This is a genomic window from Brevibacterium renqingii (assembly GCF_017808095.1).
Lineage (GTDB): Bacteria > Actinomycetota > Actinomycetes > Actinomycetales > Brevibacteriaceae > Brevibacterium > Brevibacterium renqingii.
The window spans coordinates 651,618-675,475 of the sequence record NZ_JADBHG010000001.1 but is presented as its reverse complement, the minus strand read 5'-3'; the positions used below and the strand labels follow the sequence as shown (position 1 = coordinate 675,475).

Genomic DNA, 23,858 nt, shown 5'->3' with positions numbered 1-23,858 from the left:
GATGGGGTTCCTTTCTGCAGTGATTCCGCGAGCGTGCGACGACGGTGAGGAGCTGCGCTCACACCGCCGAAGAGTCCAGTCGGCGCAGCGCGCCGGCGAGGTTGGAGGTCGAATGCATGGGGACGAAGGGCACGGTGACGATGCGCCCCTCCCAGCGGGTGAGGACCTCCGCCTCTTCGAGGTCGGCATGCCGGTAGTCATCGCTCTTGACCCAGATGTCGGGCCGGATCTGCTCGAGGGCCGACACGGGGGTGTCCTCTTCGAAGACGAGGACGTCGTCGACGCAGTCGAGGGCCCGCAGCAGCTCGGCGCGTTCGCCCGAGCCGACGATCGGACGCTCGGCCCCCTTGAGCCGGCGGACGGACTCATCGGAGTTGAGCAGGACGATGAGCGTATCGCCCATCCTCCGCGCCGCACTCAGCGCCCGGACGTGGCCGGCGTGCAGCAGGTCGAAGCAGCCTCCGGTCGCGACGACGGTGCCTCCGCGGGCCCGCACCGCCCGCGCTCGCTGCACGGCCGGGCTCGCGGCGCCCGGCTCCTCGTGAGTCCCGAGCAGGGCGGTCTCGGACTCCTGGGCCCGCGTGAGCGCGTCGACGCCTCCGCGGACGATGAACTCGCCCGTCTCCGCGATGGCGCGGTCGACGGCGTCCATGAGGTCGGTGCCGGCCGCCAGTCCGGCTGTGAGGCAGCCTGCGAAGCAGTCGCCGGCCCCGCACGCGTCACCGGTGGTGGGGCCCAGCGTGGGAGAGAAGCGCGCTCCGGCACCGGCTTCGAGCGTGAGCGCGCCTCTGGCGCCGAGGGTGACGACGACCGCCTGCGACTGCCAGCGCTCGAGGAGCGCCTCGGCCGCAGTGTGCGCTTCGGGCACGCTCGTCTCCGGTCCGTGGGGATTCTCGGTCAGCGTCAGCGCCTCCGCGAAGTTCGGGGTCACTGCCGCAGCACCCGCGACGGGCGCGCCGCCGGCCGGGTGCGGATCCCAGACGACGGGAACCTTCGCCGCCGCCTCTTCGAGCGCGGCACGGAGCCGGGTGTCCTCGCTCAGGTGCCGACCGTAGTCGGATACGAGTACGGCCTCCGCGCTGCGGACGCACGCGAGCATCTCCTCGGTGACCTCGACTCCGGCCTCGGAGCAGTTCTCGTCCATGCGGGTGACGAGCTGTCCCTCGGCCAGCAGCCGCCGTTTGACGGGAGTCGGGGCCTCGAGGCGGGCGGCGACGACGTCGACCGAGGGCAGCGCGGTCTCGATGCGCTCGGCGTTCTCGTCGTTGCCGAGCACCGTCACGAGGGTGACCTCGTGCCCGGCCGCGGCCAGCAGCAGGGTCGCCAGGCCGGCCCCGCCGGGGCGATGATCGGTGTGGTCCACATCGACGACGGGGACCGGATTGTCCGGCAGCAGCCGTCGGGCGCTGCCGTGGACGTCTGCGTCGAGGAGGGTGTCCCCGACAACTGTGATCTTCATGGTCCGTCCTCTCTCAGAGTCGGGCGCCGACTGCGGCCGTCGGGCGCAGGCCGGTGAGCGGAGGGCTCGAGGGCCGAGCGGGAGTGATGCCCGGCGCCGGCTCCGGCAGCGCCGTGGCGAGTCTGCCGACGTTGTCGTCGAATGCCGCGCACAGGCAGTGGACGGCCATGAGGTGGGCCTCCTGCACATGGGGTGCGGCTGCGTCGATCCTCACCGAGGAGTCGCAGACTTTTGTCAGCGGACTCGTCCCGGGGCCGGTCAGCGCCCAGGTCGTCGCGCCGATGCGGTTCGCCGCCTCGGCGGCGCGGACGAGGTTCGGGCTGCGACCGCTCGTGCTCAGCAGGATGAGGATGTCGCCCGGTTTGGCATGCGCTTCGATCTGGCGTGAGAACACGCTGTCGAATCCGTAGTCATTGCTGATCGCGGTCACCGCCGAGGAATCCGTGCTCAGCGCGATGGACGAGTACGCCGGACGCTCCCCGGAGAACCGGCCGACGAGCTCGGCGCTCAGATGCTGTGCCTCTGCGGCGGAGCCGCCGTTGCCGGCACAGAAGAGGGTCCCGCCGGCGGCCAGAGTCTGCGCGAGCGCTTCGCTCCACCGCCGCATCGTCGGCAGCTGTTCGCGCAGGGAGTCCACGGCGCATTCCACTCCGGACAGCTGCGCTTCGAGGACGTCGCCGCCGGCGGGCGCCGTCGAGCGGCTGCGGGAGGCGAAGAGCTCGTCGCAGCCCGTCTCCTGCTCACCGCGGGCCAGCTCGTAGCTGGCCTCGGTCGCCTCGGCGACGCGGGCCCAGGTGTAGCCCTGCCGCGCACGTTCGATGCCGGCCGCACCGAGGGAGCGGGCGAAGTCCGGGGAGGAGAGCACGCGCTCGGCGGCCGCAGCGAAGGCCCCCGAATCGCCCGGCGGGATGAGCAGTCCGGTGGTGCCGTCGACCACGGTGTTCTGCAGTCCGCCGACCGCAGCCGCGATGACCGGGACCCCGCAGGCCATCGCCTCGAGCGGGACGATGCCGAAGGGCTCGTACCAGGGGGTGCAGGCGACGACGGAGGCGCCGCGGACCGCGGCCGGGATGTCCGAGCGGTCCATGTGCCCGCGGAGGCGGACGTGCTCCTCGACGCCGAGTTCGGCAGCGAGGTCCCGCAGGCGCCTGACTTCGGGATCGGCGGCGAATTCGCCGCCGTCGGCGCTGCCGCCGATGACGTCGAGGACGACATCGGTCCGGCCGGCGCGATGCAGCTTCGCCAGTCCCCGGATGACGAGGTCGATGCCCTTGCGGGGCACGAGGCGACCGAGACACACGATCCGCGGCGGGTCGGTGGGACCGTCGCCGGGCGTGAACTCGCCGAGGTCGACGCCGCACGGGACGACATCGACCTTGCTCGTGTCGATGCCCATCCTCGCGAGCTCGCCCTTCTCGTCCTCACAGGTGGAGATGATCCGTGCCGCGTCCTCGCCGATCGTGCGCTCGAGGCGGATGCGGCCGCCGGGGCTGGTGTCGGCGCTGCCCTGATAGCGGCGCTTGACCGTGCCCAGCGCATGGTAGGTGTGCACGAGCGGCACGTCCGGCAGGTGAGCGGACTCCAAGGCGGCCCGGCCGGCCAGTGCCGACATCCAGAAGTGGGAATGGACGACATCGGGTCGGGCCTCGGCATAGCTGTGCCAGTATTCGGCGATTCCCCGGCCGAGGGACGGCATGTGGTCGAGGAGCTCGTCCTTGGGAACGTGGCTGTCCTCGCCGGTGGAGATGTGGACGACACGGGTGCCGGAGTCCATGACGACGACATCGGCCGGTTCGGGTGAGTCGCGACGGGTGAAGACCGTCACGTCGTGACCGCGGGCGGTGAGCTCTGCGGCGAGCTTGTCGACGTGGACGTTCTGTCCGCCGGCATCGACGCTGCCCAGCGGCGCCAGGGGGCTGGCATGTTCCGAGATCATCGAGATGCGCATTGGTCTCTCCTTGTCAGACGGTCTGGATGTGGCGGGTCGGGTCGCGGTGGGCGTAGGACCGTGCGGCGGAGGGCCCGTGGGAGACCACCGCCTCGAGCAGTTCGTCCCAGTCGCGCAGGAACCTGTCGAGGCCGTAGTGGGCGAGAGCATGCGCTCGCGCCTGTCGGCCCATGTCGGCGGCGAGCTCGGGGTCGTCGATGAGATGGACGGCCATGTCGATGAGCTCGCGCGGTTCGGTGGTGAGCATCCCCGCTTCCGGAGGAACGGCCCGGATCGCCTCGGTCGTCGCCAGGGCGAGCACCGGCATGCCCATGTGCATGGCCTCGAGCAGGGACAGGCCCAAGGAGGTCCAGCGCACCGGGTGGAGGTAGGCGCGGCGCTCGGCGACGAGCGGGTGGAGGACCTGCGGCGGCAGATCTCCGTATGGAGTGATCGGACTGTCATCGACCTTGCCGAGACCGCTCGGCTCATGCTGGGAGTCGAGCAGCTTCTCGGTGCCGATGCCGAAGGCGTCGACGGGAACATGGGAGGAGACCTGCTCGAGGATGTCCGTGCCGAGCACCCGGCGCCGCCGCACCGGTTCGTTGCCGACGAACGCCAGGCGCCGGAGCCGGCCGGTGTAGAGCGGCCCCGGATCGTTGATGCCGTGCTCGATGACGGTCGCGGGCGTATCCCCGCAGTCCCACATCAGGGCGTTGAAGTGGGTGACATGGGCGATGGGGACGTCCTGCTGACCGGCCAGCGGGTGCGGACTGTCGGGCACCGTCGCCCGCGGAGTGTTGTGCTCGACGAAGATCGTGGGCACATCGACTCCGGGCGTGATCCCGAAGCGATTGCGGATCTCGTCGAGTTCCTCCGGGCGCTGGGCGATGATGAGGTCGAAGTTTTCGGCGCTCAGGGCGTCGATGGCGACCTCACGGGCGTTCGGCCATTCGCGGCCGCCGCGGCCCAAACCCCAGGCGGAGCGCTCCCGATCGGTGGGGAGGAGGTAGTCGTGGCCTCCTCTGACGAAGGCGTCCGTCCACGAACCGTGGACGTGCCACAGCAGAATTCTCATGAGCTGCTCCTGACTTCGTGTGCTGACGTAGGGAAAGATTCCTTTTCTTCCGGAAGGGCCGGCCGGCGGGCCAGCAGCCGGTGGACGGCGGAGACCGCATCCTCGGCGCTGACGGAATTCAGGCAGGGGTGCCCGGACACCGGGCAGTCCCTGGCACGTGTGCCGCGGCAGGCGGCGCTCTGGTCACCGAGCATCTCGACGTCGACGCCGTAGGGAAGCCAGCGGACAGGCGGCACCACGGGGGAGAAGAGGCTGACGACGGGGGTGCCGACAGCGGCCGCGAGATGCGCCGGTCCGGTGTTGCCGACGACGATCGCTTCGCAGGACGCCAGCAGGTCCGCAAGGCCGGCGACGTCGAGCCGTCCGCCGAGGTCGATGCCCGCGGTCCCGGCGACGAAGTCCGTGAGCCGACGCTCATCGGGTGTGCCCGTGACGGCGACGGTCCATCCCTGCCCTGCGAGGGCGGTGACGGTCTCGCGCATGTGCTCGGGCGACCAGCGCCGGGCCGGAACGCTCGCGCCCGGGTGGACGACGACGAGGCGCTCGCCCCTGAGCATCCGGGTCTCCGCCGGGCACTGGCGGGCCGCTTCTCCGCGGACGCCGACGACCCGGGGGCGTCCGTCATCGTCGTCGGGCAGTCCGAAGCCGGCGCGGGCGGCGATCGCCAATCCGCGTTCGACCTCGGGCAGATCCTCGGACAGTTCGGACCCGGGTCGGATCCGCTCGTCGAGGAGGCTTCCGGGGTAGTCGACGGAGACGGCGGTGATCCTGGAGATGCCGGCCAGTCTGAGGACCATCGCCGTCGGCAGCGCGGACTGGTGGAAGGAGGTGAAGACGACCGCCTCGTCGATATCGGCGACGGTGAGGACGTCGATGAGCCGCTGGAGGTCCTCGGCCTCGACGGCCGGAGCGGGAGAGACGATCCAGGGGCAGGACCAGGTCTCGATCTCGTCGACCCCGGGCAGCAGGCGCGCAGTGGAAGCGACCGCAGGGCTGCACAGCAGGGTGAGCTTCCCGACCTCGTCGGCAGCGGCGATGGCGCGCAGGGCCGGACTCGTCACGAGGAGATCGCCCATGCTGTCGAGGCGGACGGCGAGGACGTGCTTATTCACCATGGCGCGCCTCCCGTCAACTCGCGGTCCGCATCGGCACCGAGCTCCGAGTGGGCCGGCGCGTCGTCTCGAGCAGATTCCGCGCTCCGGCCGAGGGCCGCACGAACGGCCTCGAGCAAGGTGGCGGCGACCGTCTCGGCGGCGGAGACCTCCTGGGGCAGCGTGCGCTGCGTCGGCACGAGGATGCCCCGGCACCCGGCGGCGCGGGCAGCGAGGACATCGGCTCCGATATCGCCGATCATCACTGCCTCGGCGATGGGCGCATCGAGTTCCTCTGCGGCCGAGAGCAGCATTCCCGCTGCCGGCTTCCTGCACCGGCAGCCGTCCTCGGGCAGATGCGGGCAGTGGCGCCACACGTCGAAGGGACCGAGCAGCTCGTCGACCCGACGGTTGACGGCGTGCAGCTGGTCGGCGGAGATGAGTCCGCGGCCGATGCCCGACTGATTGCTGATGACCCCGATGGGGACTCCCGCGGCGCGGGCGAGAGCCACAGCCTCGGCAGCCGTGTCGGCTGCGACGACTCGCTCGGGATCGCCGTTGTACGGCACGTCGCGGATGAGGGTATCGTCACGATCGAAGAGGATCGCGGACGGAAGGCGGAGGCCATGGCCAGGGACGTCGTGTTGGCGCTGCGCGCTCTCGGGATCGGCGATCTGCTCGTCGCGGTTCCCGCCCTGCGAGGTCTGCGAACGGCGTTCCCGGACTCCGAGCTCGTGCTCGCCTGCCCCGAGTACCTGCGCCCTCTCATCGCCGCGATCGGATGCGTCGACGAGATCCTGCCGGTCGGTCCCGAGGACATCGGCGCTCCGCCGGAGCAGCGGAAGGAAGTGTTCGACGCCCCCGTGGGCTGCGTGGTCAATCTGCACGGCCGCGGTCCGAGCAGCCACATCTGGCTCGAATCCTTCGATGCCGCGCTGCGGTGGGGCCATGCCGCTCCCGGCTGGTGCGGTCCCGAATGGATCGAGGACGTGCATGAGCGCCGACGCTGGACGCAGATGCTCGCGCATTTCGGAGCGGAGGCCGATGCCGAGGATCTGCGCATCGATCCGGCGGCGCTTCCGGTCGCACTGCCCTCCCCGGCCGCCGTCGTCCACGTCGGCGCCTCCCAGGTGAGCCGACTGTGGCCGATCGAACGATTCGTCGACGTCGGAGTCGAACTGCTGAGGCGCGGCCATGACGTCGTGCTCACGGGCTCCGGCGCCGAACGACCGCGAGCTCAGCAGGCCGCCGAGCTCATCGCGGAGGCCAGGCCGCTGCGCAGCGACGGTTCCCGTCTTCGCGTTGCGGCCGGCGCTCAGACGTTCGGCGAGTTCTGTGCGAGCATCGCCGCCGCGGACGTCGTCGTCAGCGCCGATACCGGAGCGGCTCACCTGGCGAACGCCTTCAGCCGCCCCTCGGCGGTGATCTTCGGTCCCGCTCGCGTCCTCAACTGGGGACCTCCCGAAGGTCCCCACGTGGTGCTGACACACGAGGAGCTGCGCCGAGGCGATCCCTTCGCCTCGAGCCCGGACCCGGCGCTGCTGGCCGTGACGGCCCGAGAGGCGATCGACGCACTCGACGCCCTCGGCCTGTGACAGGCGCTGGCTCATCTCCGTGCTCCTTTCCTCTGTCGACGACGGGTTCTCCCCGCCTCGGCGGTCGTGCTTCGACACTCGTGGAGAGATTCCATGTTCGGCCGCGTTGACCTCGGCTTCTGAACCCAACATGAAGCCGCTCCTGCTGCTTCTCAAGAGGGGTTGTGGATTCTGCTGAGTCGGCTTATGGTCGCCGGCCCTCTTGGCGGACGAAGCTCCTGGACACAGCGGTGCAGCAGCTCTTCGACCCCCTCGAGGCGGTGATGTCTGAGAGGCACCGGGAAGGCTGGCGCAACGCCGGGACCGCGGGGATCGAATATGAGGCCTCGGCCTTCATTGCGCGCAGTCGCCTGCGGTTGTTTGGCTTCTTGGGGAAGACCGTCGTCGAAGTTGGGATGCAGGTATGAGGAAGAAGAATGTGTTCGTTCCGGGACTGACCGATGTCCAGCGTCGGGAGCTCGAGACCATCAGGGGAGCGGAGGAGATGAACTTCCGCGGCCTGCTCAGCTACGACGCACTCGTCGACGTCGGCACGATCGATTTCGGCAGCCTGCTGACAGCGGCTCGCGAAGAGCTCAACGCCTTCCCCGACGAGGTCGATGCGATCATCCCGCACTGGGACTTCCCGGTGAGCGTGATCTCCCCGGTGCTGGCTGCGGAACTCGGTCTGCCCGCACCGAGCCTGGAGAGCATCCTCAAATGCGAGCACAAATACTGGAGCAGACTCGAGCAGAGGCGCTGCGTTCCCGAATGCACTCCCGGTTTCGCGGTCTTCGACCCCTTCGACGACGCGGCGCTGGACTCCATCGATCTCGAATTCCCGTTCTGGGTCAAACCTGTGAAGTCCCATTCCTCCCAGCTCGGCTTCGAGATCCGAGACGCAGAGACATTCACCGAGGCTCTGCACGAGATCAGGGACGAGATCAGAAACGTCGGCGACGCCTTCGACGCCGTGCTCTCGCGAGTCGAGCTGCCGCCGGAGCTCGAGGAGTTCGGAGGCAATGCGTGCATCGCCGAGGAGCTCGTCGTCGGCCGGCAGATCGCACCCGAAGGCAGCGTCCACCGAGGGGAATTCGCCGTCCACGGTCTCTTCGACATGCGCAAGGACGCAGACAACATGAGCTTCGACCGGCTCACCTATCCGGCGCAGAGCACACCCGAGGAGATCCGGGAGCGGGCGATCGAGTACACCCGCCGCTATATGGAGCACATCGGCTTCGACAACGGCTGCTTCAATTCGGAATTCATCTGGGACGAGGACAGCGACAAGCTGTGGCTCATCGAGTTCAACACCCGTATCAGCCAGTCGCACAGCGACCTCTTCGCCAAGGTCGACGGCGTCTCCAATCATCAGGTGGCCGTGGACATCGCCCTCGACATGGAACCGCGCATGCCGAAGGGAGAGGGCGAGTTCGCCGTGGCCGGACAGTTCAAGATCCTGCACGACGAGGACGCTGTGGTGACGAAGGTGCCCGATGAGGACTCGCTGCTGAGGCTGCGCTCCCGCTATCCCGGCACCGTCGCCACGATCGACGTCGGACCGGGGGAGCGGCTCTCGGAGATGACCGGGCAGGACAGCTATCGGTATGTGCTCGGCAAGCTCTACCTCGGGGCTTCCGATCTTGACGAGCTCGACGAGAAGTACGAGAACATACTCGACGAACTGGACTTCGAATTCAGCTGAGGAGGTTGAAGTGAGGACCATCGACGACTTCCCCTATGACGTTCGCACAATCGAGAACGTCTTCATCCCGATGCGCGACGGCGCCCGTCTGGCGGCCCGACTGTGGATCCCCGTCGAGGCCGAGAGCACGCCCCTGCCGGCGGTGCTCGAATACATCCCGTATCGCAAACGCGACAACAGCCGGGGCCGAGACAGCCTCAACCATCCCTATATCGCAGGCCACGGCTATGTCAGCGTGCGCGTCGATCTGCGCGGAAGCGGGGACTCCGACGGGCTGCTGCTCGACGAGTACTGCTCCCAGGAGCAGGACGATGCGGAGGACGTCATCGCCTGGCTGGCCCAGCAGCCCTACTGCGACGGCAATGTCGGCATGATGGGGATCTCCTGGGGCGGGTTCAACAGTCTCCAGGTGGCCGCGCGCCGCCCGCCGGCGCTGGGAGCGATCATCTCCGCCTCGGCGACGGACGATCTCTACGTCGACAACATGCACTACATGGGGGGCGCGCTCCTGTCGGACAACCTCTCCGAAGCGACGGTGATGTTCGCGTTCAACAGCCTCCCGCCGGACCCCGAGATCGTCGGCGATCGCTGGCGGGACATGTGGCTCGACCGGCTGTCCGGCAGCGGGCTGTGGCTTGAGAACTGGCTGGGCCACCAGCGCCGCGACGAGTACTGGCAGCACGCCTCGGTCTCCGAGGACTATTCGGCCATCGACTGCCCGGTCATGGCCGTCGGCGGGTGGGCCGACGGCTACACGAACGCGATCTTCCGACTCATGGAGCATCTCGATGTGCCTCGCCGCGGACTCATCGGGCCGTGGGGGCACAAGTACCCGCATCTGGGAGTGCCCGGCCCGACGATCGGCTTCCTCCAAGAGGTCGTGCGCTGGTTCGACCACTGGCTCAAGGGGCAGGACACCGGGATCATGGACGAGCCGATGCTCAGAGTATGGATGCAGGACAGCATCACCCCCCGCTCCTCCTACTCCGAGCGGCCGGGACGCTGGGTCGGGGAACCCGAATGGCCTTCGGACCGGCTGCGCCCCTGGCGGCTGCGGCTGAGCGAGGGCAGGCTCAGCCCCACCGAATCGACGGAGTCCGCCATGGCGTCCCCCGAAACGGGGAACTCGGCCGGTGCAGCGGACGAGGATCCGGCCGATGAGCTCTCGACGGAACTGACACTCCAGTCACCGCTGAGCGTCGGACTGTTCGCGGGCAAATGGGCGTCTTACGCGGCCGCGCCGGATCTGCCCTTCGACCAGCGCGAGGAGGACGGCGGCGCTCTGGTCTTCGACACCGAGCCCCTCGAGGAGGACGTCGAGATCTGCGGTCGCGGCGAATGCTCGTTCCTCGTCTCCGCCGACCGCCCCAATGCCCTGCTCGCCGTGCGCCTGTCCGATGTCTTTCCCGACGGCGAGGCGACCCGCGTGACGTATGGGATCCTCAACCTCACGCACCGGGACGGCAGCGAGGAGCCCGAGGCTCTGGAACCCGGCAGGAAGTATCGGATCACGATCCCGCTCAACGGCATCGCCCAGGTCTTCCCCGCCGGACACCGAATGCGACTGTCCGTCTCGACCTCGTACTGGCCGCTGGTGTGGCCCTCACCGGCGCCTGCCGCGGTCACCTTCCACCCCGAACAGTGCACCCTCGAGCTGCCGGTGCGCCCTCCGCGCCGAGAGGACGAACGGCTCCGGGACTTCGGCGACGCCGAGGCGGCCCCCGAGCTCGAGACGACCGACCTCGAGACCGGCGACCACCAGTGGCGGGTCATCCGCGACCTCGCCACCGATGTCTCGACGCTAGAGATCATCAACGACCAGGGCGCGTTCCGCCTCGACGAGACCGGCACGACGATCCGCCGCCGAACCGACGAGTGGTACAGGTTCCGCTGGAACGAGGTGAACTCGGTGCAGGGCGAGACGAGCACCCTGCGTCGCATGGAGCGCGGCAGCTGGGGCATCGAAGTCCAGACCCGGACGGTGCTGACCTCGACCGTTGAGAACTTCCACATCGCGGCCGAACTCGACGCCTTCGAACTCAACGGCGACCTCGGCTACCAGCGGATCTACTCGCAGAACTGGAACACAGAGATTCCGCGTGACCACCTCTGAGGCGGAGGTTTGCATTGGGCACCGAGGTCTCTTGTCGCTGCGCGGACGACGGTCCTAGCGTGAGCACATGGATACCGCACTGAAGGCGACGGCACTCGTCTGCACGCTCAAACCCTCGCCCTTCGACTCCAGCAGCGACCTCATCGCCGCTCAGGTCCTCGACGAACTGGGCCGACACGGAGTCGAGGGCGAGGCCATCAGGGTCGTCGACCACGACATCCGGCCCGGGGTCGAGGCGGATATGGGCGACGGGGACCAATGGCCGAAGATCGCCGAGCGCATCAGGAACTCGGACATCCTCGTATTCGCCACGCCGACCTGGCTGGGCCACATGTCGAGTGTGGCTCAGCGCGTGCTCGAGCGCTTGGACGCGGAACTGTCGAACACCGACGATCGGGGGCGGCCCGTGATGTTCGGCAAGATCGCGGTCGTGGCCGTGGTCGGCAACGAAGACGGCGCGCACAAGATCATCGCCGATTCCCATCAGGCGCTCAACGACATCGGCTTCACCATCCCGGCGCAGGGGTCGACCTACTGGAATTCCGAGGCGATGAACTCCCAGGACTTCAAGGATCTCGAAGTCACCCCGACAGCCGTCGTCACGACCACGAAGACCCTGGCGGCCAATGCCGCGCACCTCGGCTCCCTTCTGGCCCACCAGCAGTACCCGGCTGTCTGAGTCCCCGTGCACAGTCCGCACCCTGTCCCCGATTCGCTCCTCGAGCACCTCTCCCACTGAGCCGATGTCGCCGCAATCCCGCCACCCAGTCTCCGAGCTCTATCGCCGCACGGCCGAGCGCGCGGCCGAAGCCGTCATCACGAGCTATTCGACGTCCTTCGGTCTTGCGACGAAACTGCTCGGCCGCAGCCACCGGCAGCACATCCGCAACATCTATGCCCTGGTCCGCATCGCCGATGAGATCGTCGACGGACTGGCGGCCGAAGCCGGGCTGGCAGAGGTCGAACAGCGCGAGATGTTCGAGCAGTTCGCCGCCGCCACTCACGCGGCGCTGCGCAGCGGCATCAGCGACAATCTCATCATCCACGCCTTCGCCCGCACCGCTCGCAGCGCCGGCATCTGCGCCGAACTCATCGACCCGTTCTTCGCTTCCATGCGCACCGATCTCGAACCTGCGGTCAGCGGCCCGGGAGCCGAGCCGGACGCCGGCTCTCGACCCGATCGGGGAAGCGGGGAGGACGGCCGTCGGGATGTGCGCCGCTTCGATGCGCAGGCCCACGCCGACTACGTCTACGGCTCCGCCGAGGTCGTCGGACTCATGTGCCTCAAGGTCTTCCTCATCGACTGCGATCGCACTCCCGCCGAGGTCGAACGACTCGAGCACGGGGCACGTCAGCTGGGGGCGGCGTTCCAGAACGTGAACTTCCTGCGCGACCTCGCCGACGACCACCAGCGCCTGGGCCGCAGCTACCTCACCAGCAGAGACCGGCTCACCGAGGCCGAGAAAGCTGCGTGGGTGGCAACGATCCGGCAGCAGCTGGCCGCCTCGCATGACGCCATCGCCGGGCTGCCGAAGGATGCGCGCACGGCCGTCCGCTGCGCCGGCGCGCTCTTCACCGCCCTCAACGACAGGATCGCTGCCACCCCGGTCGAGGATCTCTACCGGCACCGTGTGCGGGTTCCGAACGCGGTCAAGGCGCGGCTGGCCGCGCAGGCACTCATGACCACGGCTCGCGAGGGACGCGAGTGAGCCGGCACACCAGGGCCGGCGGCGACCGCGCCGAGGACAGGCTCCGGACGGGCATCATCGGCGGGGGAGTCGCCGGATTGGCCACGGCGATCCTCCTGGCCCGCGAAGGACACTCGGTCGATCTGTTCGAGAAGAACCCCGAACTCGGCGGGCGCATCGGAATGATCGAACGCGAGGGCTTCCGCTTCGACACCGGCCCCTCCTGGTACCTCATGCCCGAGGTCTTCGAACACTTCTTCGCTCTTGCCGGCACCGGCGCCGCGGCCGAACTCGACCTGCGCACGCTCGATCCCGGCTACACCGTGTTCAGTCCACCGGGACCGGTCGATACGGCATCGCGGACACCCGCACGCGGGAAGACGCGAGAACTGACGATCCCACAGGGCCGGGCCCGAGTGCTGGAGACCTTCGACGGCGTCGAACGCGGCGCAGGGCGCGTCCTCGACGACTACCTCGTCTCGGCCCATCGTACGAAGGACCTCGCGCTCGCCCACTTCCTCTACAACCCCTTCACCTCGGTGAGGTCCCTGCTCCATCGCGATATCCTCGGTTCGCTGCCGACGCTGCTGCGGCAGATGACGATGTCCTTGGCCGACTTCGCCTCGGCCTCGTTCCGCGATCCCGTGCTGCGGCAGATCCTCCAATATCCCGCGATCTTCCTCGGCACCGATCCCCGGCGGGCACCGGCGATCTACCACCTCATGAGTTCCCTCGACCTCGACGACGGCGTGCTCTACCCGGCCGGCGGGTTCCACACGATCATCGACGCCCTCATCCGGATGGCCGAAAAGGCCGGGGTGCGGCTGCACACCGAGGCCACTGTCACGCACATCGACACCGAGGCCGCACCGGGCCGCCGCCACCGACGCCGGGTCACGGGCCTGAAGTGGACCGACGGCACCGGAGACGCGCACACCCACAGCGCCGATGCCATCGTCTCCGCCGCGGACCTCCATCACACGGAGACGCGTCTGCTCGACCCCGAGGACCGGACGTTTCCCGAACGCTCCTGGCAATCTGTGACGAGCGGCCCGGGGGCAGTGCTCGTCTTCCTCGGCGTCGAGGGCGGCCTCGAGCAGCTGCCGCATCATTCGCTGTTCTTCACCGAGGACTGGGCAGCGAACTTCGACGCGATCTTCGGACCGACTCAGAAGATCCCCGCACCGGCCTCGATCTACGTGTGCCGCCCCAGCGCCACCGACCCCACCGTCGCCCCGCCCGGACACGAGAACCTCTTCCTCCTCATCCCCGTCCCCGCCGATGCGGGGCTCGGAGCCGGGGGAGACGACGGCGCAGGGGACCCGCGCATCGAAGCGGCCGCCGATCGCGCAATCGACCAGATCGCGCAGTGGGCCGACATCCCGAAGCTGCGCGAGAGGATCAGAGTGCGCCGCACGCAGGGGCCGACGGACTTCGCCGAAGGATTCAACTCCTGGCTGGGCGGAATGCTCGGCCCCGCACACACGCTGCGGCAGAGTGCGATGTTCCGCCGGCAGAACGCCTCGAAGAGAGTCGCGGGCCTCTTCTATGCCGGGGCCACGACCGCGCCCGGCGTCGGTGTGCCGATGTGCCTCATCAGCGCCGAACTCGTCCTCAAGCGCCTCCGCGGTGTCTCCGGTCCCGGACCGCTGCCCGTGTCCGAGCGCTGAACCGCGACCGGAGCGACTTCGCCGAGGACAGCGCCCTCAGCGATCGCGCGCGGACCGATGGCCTCGCAGAGCGCCGAGGAGACCCCGGCGGAGCAGACCGCGTCGAGGCGGCGACCAGATCGGGGTGCCCTCGACCCGCCAGCCGGTGAGCAGCTCGTTCGCGGCCATGAACCCCGTCGTCGCCGCCCGCTCCATGAGCGCCACCGGCGCCTCACAGCGGATGGCGTCGCCGGCCAGCACCAGTCCGGGAAGCGGGGTCGTGACCCCGGGTCGTTCGCTCCAGGGCCGGGTGTCGGCCAATGCGCAGTCCTCAGCAATGAGCAGCTCGCGGGCGGTGATGGGGATGTCGACTGTCTCCGGGTAGACCTCGTGCAGATCGGCGAGCAGCTGGTCGGCCACAGCATCCTGATCCACCTGCTCCCGCGCGAGCGTCGCAGCACCGCTGCGATGAGCGGTGCCGAGCGCATAGGCGTGGAGTTCGATGACGGAGCCGCCGTGCCTGCGCTGCCATTCGGCGGCCCCGGCCTCGAAGCGTTCGAGGACCGAGACGTTGTCGAGCAGCGCGTAGCCGGTCGTGCCGAGGAAGGCCGGGCGGCTCGGATCCACCTCGGCGCCCAGCCACAGACGCAGCACCGCGAACGGCGGTGCGTTCCTCTGCGAGGTCACTTCGCTCAGCCATCGTTCGTGCCCTGTGCTCTCCAGCCCGGAGAGGAGGGCGCGAGCGCTGCGCGGATCGGCGGCGAGCACGAGCGCATCGGAGGTGTTCGTTCCCTTCGTCGTCTCGACACTCCACCCGCCGGCGCGCGCGTCGGATCGTTCCGGCGGGTGGAGCGCGGTGACGGCCGTGTCGGTCTCGATCCTCACCCCCGCCTCGGCGAGGTACTCGCCCAGGGGCGCCCACAATGCGGTGTCGTAGTCGTCGTCGGGGACGTCGAAGAGCAGCCCCTCGGCCGAGCCCGTGAAATAGGTGTGGAACATCGCCACGAGTTCGCCGGCGGAGAAGTCCGCGGGATGGGCGAAGAACGAGCGGGCGAACACCTCGAGCGCGAGATGCCTCGCCCCGTCCGGGAACCGCAGCCGGTCGAGGAACGCCTCGGCCGACTCGCCGTCATACCGGACATAGGAGTCGGGGAAGTCGACGTCGATGAGCTCGAACGCCGTGTCGAGATCGACATCGGCCAGGCTGCGCAGCGGGAAGGACGGGCTGGTGAGGACGAATCCTGCGAGGCTCAGCGGGGGAGTGCGGGGAATGGAGGCGAAGGAGTCCCGCAGACCGTCGCGGCCCACGAGCGGATAGTCCCTCACGGGCACGAGACGCTCCAGATCGGGGTCGGTGCGCGCGAGCAGGCTGCGCAGGTTGTAGTACTGGCGGAAGAAGGCATGGAATCCGCGGCTCATCGTCCGCTCCCCGTCGAGACTCCACGCTCGGACCCGCCCGCCGAGGCTGTGCTCGCGTTCGATCAGGTGCACCGCGGCTCCGTGCTCGGCGAGCACTGCCGCGGCCGCGAGCCCGGCGATGCCGCCGCCGACGACAGTCACCCGCTTCGGCCGCAGCAGGCGCGGGCGTCCCGGGTGGGAAGGGGTGAGCACTGCGTGTCGGTCGCGGGGGCTCGGCTGAGGGTTCATCGGTTCTCCTGTTCGATGGCGGCAGCGGCGGCTTGCCGGTTGAGCCGCCACTGCCAGAGCATGAGGACCGCGGTGATCATGGCGAATCCGAAGCCGAAGTCCTCGATGGGGATGTCCCAGGGGAATCGGACCCCGGAGAGTCCCTGCGGGTTGTAGAGGACGATGGGATCCGAGAGCTTGGTCAGCCAGCCGTCGACGAAGCACTGGAAGAACAGGCAGATGGCCAGTGCCGCCCAGTACTTCGCCCGGCGGAAGATGCCCGAGCGGAAGACGAGCAGTTCGAGGCCGATGACGACGATCATGCCGATGACGGTCATGATCGTGTACTCAGGCACCGTCATCCTCGACCGCCTCCTTCTCGATCGGACTGCGCGACCGCAGTCGGCGCACACCCCTGAGCACGGTGCCGACCGCCTCATAGCTGAGCAGGGCGCACAGGGGGATGACGATGAAGAACACGATCTCCTCGAGCGGCAGATCGCCGAGGCGGATGCCGGTGACGAACCGAGGATTGTACGTCCAATGGTCGCGGGCGATGGCGATGACATCCCACAGGGAGAAGACGAGGATGACGGGCACGAGTGCCCACAGCGCGGTTGCCCAACGGCGGTACACCCGCGCCTGGAAGAAGAGCTCCAGGGGCAGGGTGATGAGCACACAGGCCCCCATGAGGAGCAGGTACTCGAATGCGCTCATGATCGCCTCCCTTCCCGGGCCGGTCCCTGCGGGAAGGCCAGTTCGAGGCCGCGCAGCCGGTAGCCCTCGATGACGCTGTCCCAGCCGATCGTCGGTTCTGCGACCACGGTCGGGGAGCGGTCGAGCAGACGGTGCAGGAGCGCATCGGTCTCGTACAGCGCCAGAGTCTGCCCGGGGCACTTGTGCGCGCCGTCACTGAAGCTCATGCCCACGGCCGGAACGGAATCGGCGGTGCTGCGGACCGGGCACAGGGACTCCGGATCGGGGCCCACGGCCTGCTCATCGGTGTTCGTCGCACGGACGCAGATGTCGATGAGATCACCGGCGGGAACCGTCACTGTCCCTCCCGGTGCCGTGATCTCGATATCGTCCTGCGCGCGCCTGAAGAGGTGGCCGACGACCGGTTCGAGGCGGATGATCTCCTCGAGGATCTCCACCCGCCGAGGCTGCTCTGCCGCGAGGTACTCCGCGGCCAGCTCTCGGTCGGTGAGCAGATGCCAGCAGGCCATCGAGATGAATTCGCGGGTCGTGACCATGCCGGCCGTGCCGTAGGTGACGCATTCGACCAGGATGTCCGAGGTGCTGTGGCCGGCCGCGATGAGGTGGGAGAGCACGTCGTCGCGGTGTCTGCGGCGCCGGGCTCTGATCGCCGGGCGGACATCGGCGAGGTGGAACCGGGCGATCGGGACGAGGCCGTTGATCGCCGCCTGCAGCCATTGCCGCCGCGTCCGTCCCCAGCCGGGAGCGCTGAGGTCGACGGGAGGCTGGGTGAAGAATCCCTCGAGCCGGCGGGACATCCCGGCGACGGTCGATTCGGTCAGCCCCACCACCTCGGAGGTCACGGCCACCGAGAAGTGCAGAGCCACCTCATCGAGTCGGCAGCGACCGGCCGCCGCCGCCCGGCCGACCGTGTCCCGGGCGAGCTCGTCGATGCGCTCGCCGTAGCGGTCGGCCACCACGGCAGGGGCGAAGAAGCGGGCGAGCTCACGGCGCTGCGAGTCATGCCCCTCGCCGTCGGAGATGAGGATCGGGTGTCGGCGGAAGACACCGCGCGGGATCCTCTCCGCGGTGAATCCGGCCTGGGTCGTCAGGTGGCGGGCCCGCAGCACCTGCCGAGCGGCATCGAAGGAGCGGACGCGCCAGATGTCGGGGCCGTGGCCGAGCGGCACGTGCTCGACCGGGGGACCGGTCGCCTCGTCCTCGCGCACCGCGCGGCGGCCGCTCATGGGGCCTCGCTCGTGCCGACTCATGAGCACCGCACACTGCAGGCGGAGGTGAGATCCTCGAACCTGCCGGCGAGAGCCTGCGGCAGGTCCGCCTCGGCGATGAGTCCGGCGATGGCCTCGCAGCGATCGTCGATCACGGATTCGACGAATGTCCTCGCCCCGGAGTCCTCGATGACCTGCTGCAGGCGGCGCCCGCCGTCGGCGTCGAGCCCTCGGTCGCCGAAGAGATGGGCGACCTCGGACCAGGAGGGATGGGTGCGCGCAGTGTTGACGAGCAGAGTCTCCTTCCCCTCACGCAGGTCGCTGAGCACGGATTTGCCGGTCTCCTGCTCATCGCCGAAGAGTCCGAGGACGTCGTCCCGGAGCTGGTAGACGACGCCGATGTGCCGCCCGATGCTCCGCAGCCTGTCGACCAGACCGGCGTCGCCGCCGGCGAGGACCGCGGCGATCGTCAGGGGCGCTTCGAACGAATAGACGGCGGTCTTCTGTCCGATCATCGCGAGCACGTCCTCGGCGCGGGCCTCGTCGAGCTGTAGGCTCAGCCACACATCGGACTGCTCCCCGGTGACGCTCTCGGCGATCGTGTCGTCGAAGATGTCGAGGATCTCGAACCTGCGCGGGGAATCGAGGTCGAGACGCGCCAGGAGGGAGTGGGCTTCGGTGAGCATGAGGTCGCCGGCGAGCAGAGATGATGCCATTCCCCAGGTCTGGGCCGCGGCATCGGCGGCTCCGAGGAGCATCGCCTCGGAGGAGAACTGCCCGGCGATGTTCATCTGCCCGCGACGCACGGTGTCGTTGTCGATGACGTCGTCGTGGATGACCAAGCCGATGTGCAGCAGCTGCATCGCGCAGGCGGCGTCGACGGCCGCCTCGGACTCCGTGCCTCCGAGGCCCTCATGGACGTCGATGAGCAGGTGGGGCCGGATCATCTTCCCGCCCACGGCCATCCGCGACAGCGATGCCCAGAGCTGCTCGCTCTGCGGTGTGCTTATTCGGGAGCGTTGCCGGGCCGCGGCGAGGATGTCGTCGAGACGGGTTTCGATGCTCAGTGCGATCCTCCCCTCCTCTCGTTTTCGCCAGGTGCCGGCACCCTACCCCACATCCCTGCGGCACGACAGGGGTTACGGGGCCGCAGCGGGCTTGCTACTGTGACCGCACCGTAGGGGGTTCGTCCGCCTTCTTCCCCTGGTCGGTCGAGCCGTCTTCACACCTCGCAAGTGAAGGGACAGAGTCATGTCAGAACAGACCGTTGCGCAGTTTCTGCTTCACCGATTGCGCCAATGGGACGTCGAGCGCGTGTTCGCCTACCCGGGTGACGGCATCAACGGGATCGTCTCGGCCTGGTCGGAGGGCACGGAGGCTCCGGAGTTCATCCAGTCGCGGCATGAGGAGATGAGCGCCTTCGAAGCGGTGGGCTATGCGAAGTTCACGGGCAAGGTCGGAGTCTGCATGGGCACCTCCGGACCGGGGGCCGTCCACCTGCTCAACGGCCTCTACGACGCGAAGCTCGACCATCAGCCGGTCGTGGCTATCGTCGGTCAGACGAACCGGACGGCGATGGGCGGCTCCTATCAGCAGGAAGTCGATCTGCACACTCTCTACAAGGATGTCGCCGGGGAGTACATCCAGACCGTGATGGCCCCGGAGCAGCTGCCCAATGTGCTCGACCGGGCGATGCGCACGGCGCTGAGCGAACGGGCTCCCACGGCGATCATCATTCCTCTCGATGTGCAGGAGGCCGAGTACTCGCCGCCGACGCACGCCTTCAAGATGGTGCCCTCATCGCTCGGGGTCAGCCTCCCTCAGGTCGTCGCCGACGAGGAGGCCGTCCAGCGTGCCGCGGCGATCCTCAACGAGGGGGAGAAGGTGGCGATTCTCGCCGGTGCCGGCGCCCGAGGCGCGCGGGAGGAGCTCGCGGCCGTCGCCGAGACCCTCGGGGCCGGCATCGCCAAGGCGCTCCTGGGCAAGGACGTCATCGGCGACGACCTGCCCTATGTCACCGGTTCGATCGGGCTGCTGGGGACCCGTCCCAGCTACGAGATGATGCGGGACTGCGACACGCTGCTGACCATCGGGTCGAGCTTCCCCTATTCTCAGTTCCTGCCCGAATACGATCAGGCGCGAGCCGTCGACATCGACATCGACGCGAGATTCGTCGGCATGCGCTATCCCTACGAGGAGAACCTCGTCGGCGATGCGAAGGCGACCCTGCAGGCTCTCCTGCCGCTGCTCGAGCGCAAGACCGACCGGAAATGGCGCGAGACGATCGAATCGAATGTCACCGACTGGTGGGAGGTGATGGAGGCCGAGGCCATGGTCGAGTCCGATCCCATCAACCCGTTGCGCCTGTTCTCGGAGCTGTCGAAGCGGCTGCCGGCCGATGCGATGGTCAGCGCGGATTCGGGCACGGCCGCCGACTGGTACGCGCGTCAGCTCGTGTTCACCTCCGACGTCCGCGGGTCGCTGTCGGGAACGCTGGCGACGATGGGTCCGGCCGTGCCGTATGCGATCGGGGCGAAATTCGGTCATCCCGAGCGCCCGGCCATCGCGATGGTCGGTGACGGGGCCATGCAGATGAATGGGATGGCCGAGCTCATCACGATCACCCGGTACTGGGAGCGGTGGACGGATCCGCGCCTTGTCGTGTGCGTGCTGCACAACAACGACCTGAATCAGGTCACGTGGGAGATCCGTGCGACCGAGGGTGCTCCGACGTTCCTCGAATCGCAGAAGCTCCCCGAGGTCTCCTATGCCGATTTCGCGAAGAGCATCGGTCTCGGCGCGATCACGGTCAAGGACCCCGAGGAGATCGGTCCGGCCTGGGACATGGCACTGTCGGCCGACCGACCCACCGTCCTCGATGTCCATGTCGACCCGGACATGCCGCCGATTCCTCCGCACGCGACGCTTCAGCAGGCCAAGGACACGGCGAAGTCCATGCTCAAGGGCGATCCGAACCTGCTGGGCGTGATGAAGCAGGGCATCAAGACCAAGGCGCAGGAGTTCCTGCCGCACAAGGATTCGAAGTCCCAGTGACGAGCTGTCGGCAGCTGCGGCAGCAGAGACTCTCCGCAGTCGGACTGTGCGGCCTAAGCCCAGGAGAGCTGTACGGTTGTTCGCCCCATCGGGTTTTCGCGGGAGACGATTGTCGAAATTTCGCGAGAATTCGACAATCGTCTCCCGCGAAACCAACACTCTTCTCCCTCGGAACCTCGAGCGGAAGGGCCGGAAGACTCCGAATGGAATCTTCCGGCCCTTGTCGTTCTCAGCGGCCGGGTCAATCCGCGCTCTGAGAGCGGCCTCTGCGAGCGGCGCTCGGATCAGCCGAAGATGCCGATGATGTAGGCGATGAAGAAGAGGACGATGATCGCGAGCACGCAGCTGATCGCAACGATCGTCCACTTCGTCTTCGGCGGGCGCTTGGCAGGCGGGTGCGGCGGGGTCGCAGAGGCCGACTGCGACTCCGGCGGTGTGGCACCGGGCCGCACGCTGCCGCCCGGCTCGAGGTCCGGATCCCCTGCGGGCTGCGGGTCCATATTGGGATTGCCCGTGCCGTGCCTGTCGGTGTTGGGCTTGGGCTGCTTGTCGTTGTCCGAACTCAAGTTTCTCACTCCTTCGGGGCTCTCGAACCGCCGCGGTCGTCCGCAGCCGGACGATCAGGGGCTGGGTTGCCCGCCGTTGACATTGAGAGTCTCGCCGAGGACATAGCTCGACTCCGACGAGGTGAGGAAGACATATGCGGGTGCCAGTTCCGTCGGCTGCCCGGCCCGCCCCAGCGGTGTGTTCTTGCCGAAGTGGGGCAGAGCGTCCTTCGGCTGTCCGTCGGACACCTGCAGAGGCGTCCAGATCGGTCCCGGCGCCACGGAATTCACTCGGATGCCCTTCGGCGCGAGCTGTGTGGCCAGGCCCTTCGTGAAGTTGTTGATCGCCGCCTTCGTCGAGGCGTAGTCGATGAGATGGGCCGAGGGCGAATACGCCTGGATCGAGGTCGTGTTGACGATCGTCGACCCGGGTTTGAGGTATTCGAGGGCTGCCTGGGAGACCCGGAACATCGCATGGATGTTCGTCATGAAGGTGTTCTCCCACTGCTCGTCGGTCAGATCTGCGATGTCCTCGACGGCGATCTGACGCCCGGCATTGTTGACCACGGCATCGAGCCCTCCGAGCCCTTCGGCTGCCTGCCGCACCACATCACGACAGTAGTCGCGATCGGCGAGATCTCCCGGAAGCGGCACCGCCTTCCGCCCTGCCTGGCGGATGATCTCGCAGACGTGCTGCGCATCCTCCTCCTCGGCAGGCAGGTAGGCCAGAGCGACATCGGCACCCTCACGGGCGAAGGCGATCGCCACGGCGGATCCGATTCCGGAGTCCGAGCCGGTGATCAGGGCCTTGCGGCCGCGGAGTCTGCCGGTGCCGGTGTAGCTGTCCTCACCGCGATCCGTGCCCGGAATGAGCTCTGCGTCGAGACCGGGTTCGGGCTGGTCCTGCTTCGGCGGTGAGATGTCGGGGAAGCGGTTGACGGGATCCTGGAACGTCAGCTGGTCACTCATTGTCCTTGTCCTTTGTCATCGGTGGCGTCGGTGAACCCTGACTCACGGGCGCAGTGCGAGCAGCAGAACGTCGAATCTCCCGCGCGGACTCCGTGGCCGAGGATCCGGCAACCGCAGTGCTCGCAGGTGGGCGCGGCCTTCGCGATCGCGCATTCGAAGCTGTCGAAGTTCCAGGACTGGTTCTCCAGAGTCAGGGTGAATGTCCGGTCGTAGTCGTTTCCGCAGGTGTCACAGGCGGTCATCGTCTTCTCCTCCTCGTTGGGTGGCGCCGTCAGGGCGCCTGGCCCGGACGTCATTTCGGTGTGCGGGTCTCGGCGCTGATGAACCAGGCCTGCTGTTCGAGCTGTGCGATGTACTCGTGGAACAGGTCAGCCGTCGTCGGATCAGCGGAGTCGACTTCGTCATGGCACCCGCGCATGCTGCCGACCGTCGTGTCGATCGCACGCACGATGTGGTCGATCGCATCGTGGGTGGTCATCTCACCGCTGGGCAGGGTGTCGAGGTCGGTCTGCGCGGCGATGACCGCGGGACGCCCGTCGGGCGAACCGTGCAGCGCTCTCATCCGCTCGGCGAGGGCGTCGCTGCCATTGCGGGCGACGGTCGTGACCTCGTCGAGGTTGAGGTGGAGGTCCCGGAAGTTCGTGCCCACGATGTTCCAATGGGCCTGCTTGGCGACCAGGCTGAGCGCGATGAAGTCGACGAGCACGTTCTGCAGGTTCTTCGTCAGCGACTCAGGGGCGACGAACCCCTTCTCGGCGTTCTCCCTCTGCGTCCTCTCCGAACCGTGCGGGTCGGGTACGGTGACTGAGTCTGTCATGGTGCTCCAATCTTTCGTACTGGTGACGTTCGTCAGCGGCGGACCGGATTCCTCACGTTAGCCTCGGGCTCCGAACCCCGGAAGACCTTGCCTTGCCGCTTGGGTTTCCCCGCGTCGGCCGGATCAGGAATTCTCCTTGGTCTTCCGCTTGCTCTCCTTCTCGAGCGCATCGACGAGCTCCTTCTTCGTCATCGACGAACGGCCGGAGATGTCGAGCTTCTTCGCCTGTTCGTAGAGATGGTCCTTCGAAGCGTTCGCATCGACCCCGCCGGCGGTCTTGCGGTTCGTGTTCTTGCCGCCGGAGCTCTGCTTGTCCGAGGGGCCGGAGGAGTCCTTCTCCTCCCATTTGTCGCCGACCTTCTCATAGCTGTGCTTGAGGGCCGCATAGGCCACCTGATGGGCTCGCTTCTCATCGCCGTATTCGTCGATGGCCGAGTCGTAGGCCTTCGCGAAGGTCCGCTGTGCCTTCTTGCTCGACTTCTCCAGCGTCGAGGGCAGCTCGGACTCCTTCGGCTTTCCTGACTTCGTCGTCTTCGGCATGTGGAATCAACTCCTTATCGTGTCGCGGTTGCGGTCAGACTAGTCCAGGTCAGTGGTCTGCGTAAGGGGGTGCGTTCCGGACCGGGAGTATGCGCCCG

22 protein-coding genes are annotated in these 23,858 nt (G+C 68.0%); 7 read left to right on the top strand and 15 right to left on the bottom strand.

Annotated features, from left to right (window positions below; genetic code table 11):
• Positions 1-58: 58 nt before the first annotated feature.
• Genes IIE29_RS03000 through IIE29_RS02975 form a run of 5 tightly spaced genes read right to left on the bottom strand, consistent with a single transcriptional unit; the run spans position 59 to position 6,124 of the window.
• Entirely contained in the window at positions 59-1,459 is a 1,401-nt protein-coding gene (locus tag IIE29_RS03000) for a PfkB family carbohydrate kinase (protein ID WP_209323682.1), read from the bottom strand.
• Between the two features lie 13 nt (positions 1,460-1,472).
• The gene (locus IIE29_RS16755; RefSeq protein WP_246475654.1) at positions 1,473-3,407 is read right to left on the bottom strand and encodes a glycosyltransferase; all 1,935 of its coding nucleotides are present in this window, start codon (positions 3,405-3,407) and stop codon (positions 1,473-1,475) included.
• Between the two features lie 13 nt (positions 3,408-3,420).
• A complete protein-coding gene (locus IIE29_RS02985; protein ID WP_209323681.1) occupies positions 3,421-4,464 on the bottom strand; it encodes a glycosyltransferase in 1,044 nt (347 codons plus the stop codon).
• Positions 4,461-5,579 carry a glycosyltransferase family 9 protein gene (locus tag IIE29_RS02980; RefSeq protein WP_209323680.1) on the bottom strand — a complete coding sequence of 373 codons (1,119 nt, stop codon included), beginning with the start codon at positions 5,577-5,579 and terminating at the stop codon, positions 4,461-4,463. The genes IIE29_RS02985 and IIE29_RS02980 overlap by 4 nt, the downstream gene beginning before the upstream one ends.
• A complete protein-coding gene (locus IIE29_RS02975) occupies positions 5,573-6,124 on the bottom strand; it encodes a D-glycero-alpha-D-manno-heptose-1,7-bisphosphate 7-phosphatase (protein WP_425491429.1) in 552 nt (183 codons plus the stop codon). Before IIE29_RS02975 ends, IIE29_RS02980 begins: the two co-directional genes overlap by 7 nt.
• Positions 6,125-6,181: 57 nt before the next feature.
• Between IIE29_RS02975 and IIE29_RS02970 the strand changes: the two genes are divergently transcribed.
• The 6 genes from IIE29_RS02970 to crtI all read left to right on the top strand — a co-directional run bounded on the left by IIE29_RS02970 (position 6,182) and on the right by crtI (position 14,305).
• Entirely contained in the window at positions 6,182-7,150 is a 969-nt protein-coding gene (locus tag IIE29_RS02970; protein WP_209323679.1) for a glycosyltransferase family 9 protein, read from the top strand.
• A gap of 403 nt (positions 7,151-7,553) precedes the next feature.
• The gene (locus IIE29_RS02965; RefSeq protein WP_209323678.1) at positions 7,554-8,834 is read left to right on the top strand and encodes an ATP-grasp domain-containing protein; all 1,281 of its coding nucleotides are present in this window, start codon (positions 7,554-7,556) and stop codon (positions 8,832-8,834) included.
• A 10-nt stretch (positions 8,835-8,844) separates the two neighbouring features.
• Positions 8,845-10,947 carry a CocE/NonD family hydrolase gene (locus tag IIE29_RS02960; protein WP_209323677.1) on the top strand — a complete coding sequence of 701 codons (2,103 nt, stop codon included), beginning with the start codon at positions 8,845-8,847 and terminating at the stop codon, positions 10,945-10,947.
• Positions 10,948-11,014: 67 nt separating this feature from the next.
• Positions 11,015-11,626 (top strand): flavodoxin family protein, encoded by a 612-nt coding sequence (locus tag IIE29_RS02955; RefSeq protein WP_209323676.1) that lies wholly within the window; start codon positions 11,015-11,017, stop codon positions 11,624-11,626.
• 64 nt (positions 11,627-11,690) lie between these two features.
• Positions 11,691-12,656, top strand: a complete 966-nt coding sequence (locus IIE29_RS02950; protein ID WP_209323675.1) for a phytoene/squalene synthase family protein — start codon at positions 11,691-11,693, stop codon at positions 12,654-12,656.
• A complete protein-coding gene (crtI, locus tag IIE29_RS02945; RefSeq protein ID WP_209323674.1) occupies positions 12,653-14,305 on the top strand; it encodes a phytoene desaturase family protein in 1,653 nt (550 codons plus the stop codon). The genes IIE29_RS02950 and crtI overlap by 4 nt, the downstream gene beginning before the upstream one ends.
• Before the next feature lie 36 nt (positions 14,306-14,341).
• Here crtI and IIE29_RS02940 read toward each other — a convergent pair whose 3' ends face one another.
• From IIE29_RS02940 to IIE29_RS02920, 5 genes are read right to left on the bottom strand one after another with little or no spacing between them, the layout of a single operon-like run.
• The gene (locus tag IIE29_RS02940) at positions 14,342-15,931 is read right to left on the bottom strand and encodes an FAD-dependent oxidoreductase (RefSeq protein WP_209323673.1); all 1,590 of its coding nucleotides are present in this window, start codon (positions 15,929-15,931) and stop codon (positions 14,342-14,344) included.
• Positions 15,928-16,272 carry a lycopene cyclase domain-containing protein gene (locus tag IIE29_RS02935; protein ID WP_209323672.1) on the bottom strand — a complete coding sequence of 115 codons (345 nt, stop codon included), beginning with the start codon at positions 16,270-16,272 and terminating at the stop codon, positions 15,928-15,930. Before IIE29_RS02935 ends, IIE29_RS02940 begins: the two co-directional genes overlap by 4 nt.
• On the bottom strand, positions 16,259-16,627 hold the full coding sequence (locus IIE29_RS02930) for a lycopene cyclase domain-containing protein (RefSeq protein WP_209323671.1): 369 nt from the start codon (positions 16,625-16,627) through the stop codon (positions 16,259-16,261). Before IIE29_RS02930 ends, IIE29_RS02935 begins: the two co-directional genes overlap by 14 nt.
• Positions 16,624-17,853: a cytochrome P450 gene (locus IIE29_RS02925; RefSeq protein WP_209323670.1), complete on the bottom strand. Its 1,230-nt coding sequence runs from the start codon at positions 17,851-17,853 to the stop codon at positions 16,624-16,626. Before IIE29_RS02925 ends, IIE29_RS02930 begins: the two co-directional genes overlap by 4 nt.
• Before the next feature lie 20 nt (positions 17,854-17,873).
• Positions 17,874-18,800, bottom strand: a complete 927-nt coding sequence (locus IIE29_RS02920; protein WP_281389042.1) for a polyprenyl synthetase family protein — start codon at positions 18,798-18,800, stop codon at positions 17,874-17,876.
• A 286-nt stretch (positions 18,801-19,086) separates the two neighbouring features.
• Here IIE29_RS02920 and IIE29_RS02915 point away from each other — a divergent pair, with 286 nt between their 5' ends.
• On the top strand, positions 19,087-20,889 hold the full coding sequence (locus IIE29_RS02915; RefSeq protein ID WP_209323668.1) for a thiamine pyrophosphate-requiring protein: 1,803 nt from the start codon (positions 19,087-19,089) through the stop codon (positions 20,887-20,889).
• 284 nt (positions 20,890-21,173) lie between these two features.
• Here the strand turns inward: IIE29_RS02915 and IIE29_RS02910 are convergent, their stop codons facing one another.
• The 5 genes from IIE29_RS02910 to IIE29_RS02890 form a co-directional block, all read right to left on the bottom strand.
• Complete coding sequence (locus IIE29_RS02910) at positions 21,174-21,455, bottom strand: DUF6480 family protein (RefSeq protein ID WP_209323667.1); 282 nt, start codon at positions 21,453-21,455, stop codon at positions 21,174-21,176.
• 54 nt (positions 21,456-21,509) lie between these two features.
• Positions 21,510-22,403 (bottom strand): SDR family oxidoreductase, encoded by an 894-nt coding sequence (locus IIE29_RS02905; protein WP_209323666.1) that lies wholly within the window; start codon positions 22,401-22,403, stop codon positions 21,510-21,512.
• Positions 22,400-22,645 (bottom strand): hypothetical protein, encoded by a 246-nt coding sequence (locus IIE29_RS02900; protein ID WP_209323665.1) that lies wholly within the window; start codon positions 22,643-22,645, stop codon positions 22,400-22,402. Before IIE29_RS02900 ends, IIE29_RS02905 begins: the two co-directional genes overlap by 4 nt.
• Before the next feature lie 50 nt (positions 22,646-22,695).
• Entirely contained in the window at positions 22,696-23,220 is a 525-nt protein-coding gene (locus IIE29_RS02895) for a Dps family protein (protein ID WP_209323664.1), read from the bottom strand.
• A 123-nt stretch (positions 23,221-23,343) separates the two neighbouring features.
• Positions 23,344-23,760, bottom strand: a complete 417-nt coding sequence (locus IIE29_RS02890; RefSeq protein ID WP_209323663.1) for a ChaB family protein — start codon at positions 23,758-23,760, stop codon at positions 23,344-23,346.
• Positions 23,761-23,858: the final 98 nt, after the last annotated feature.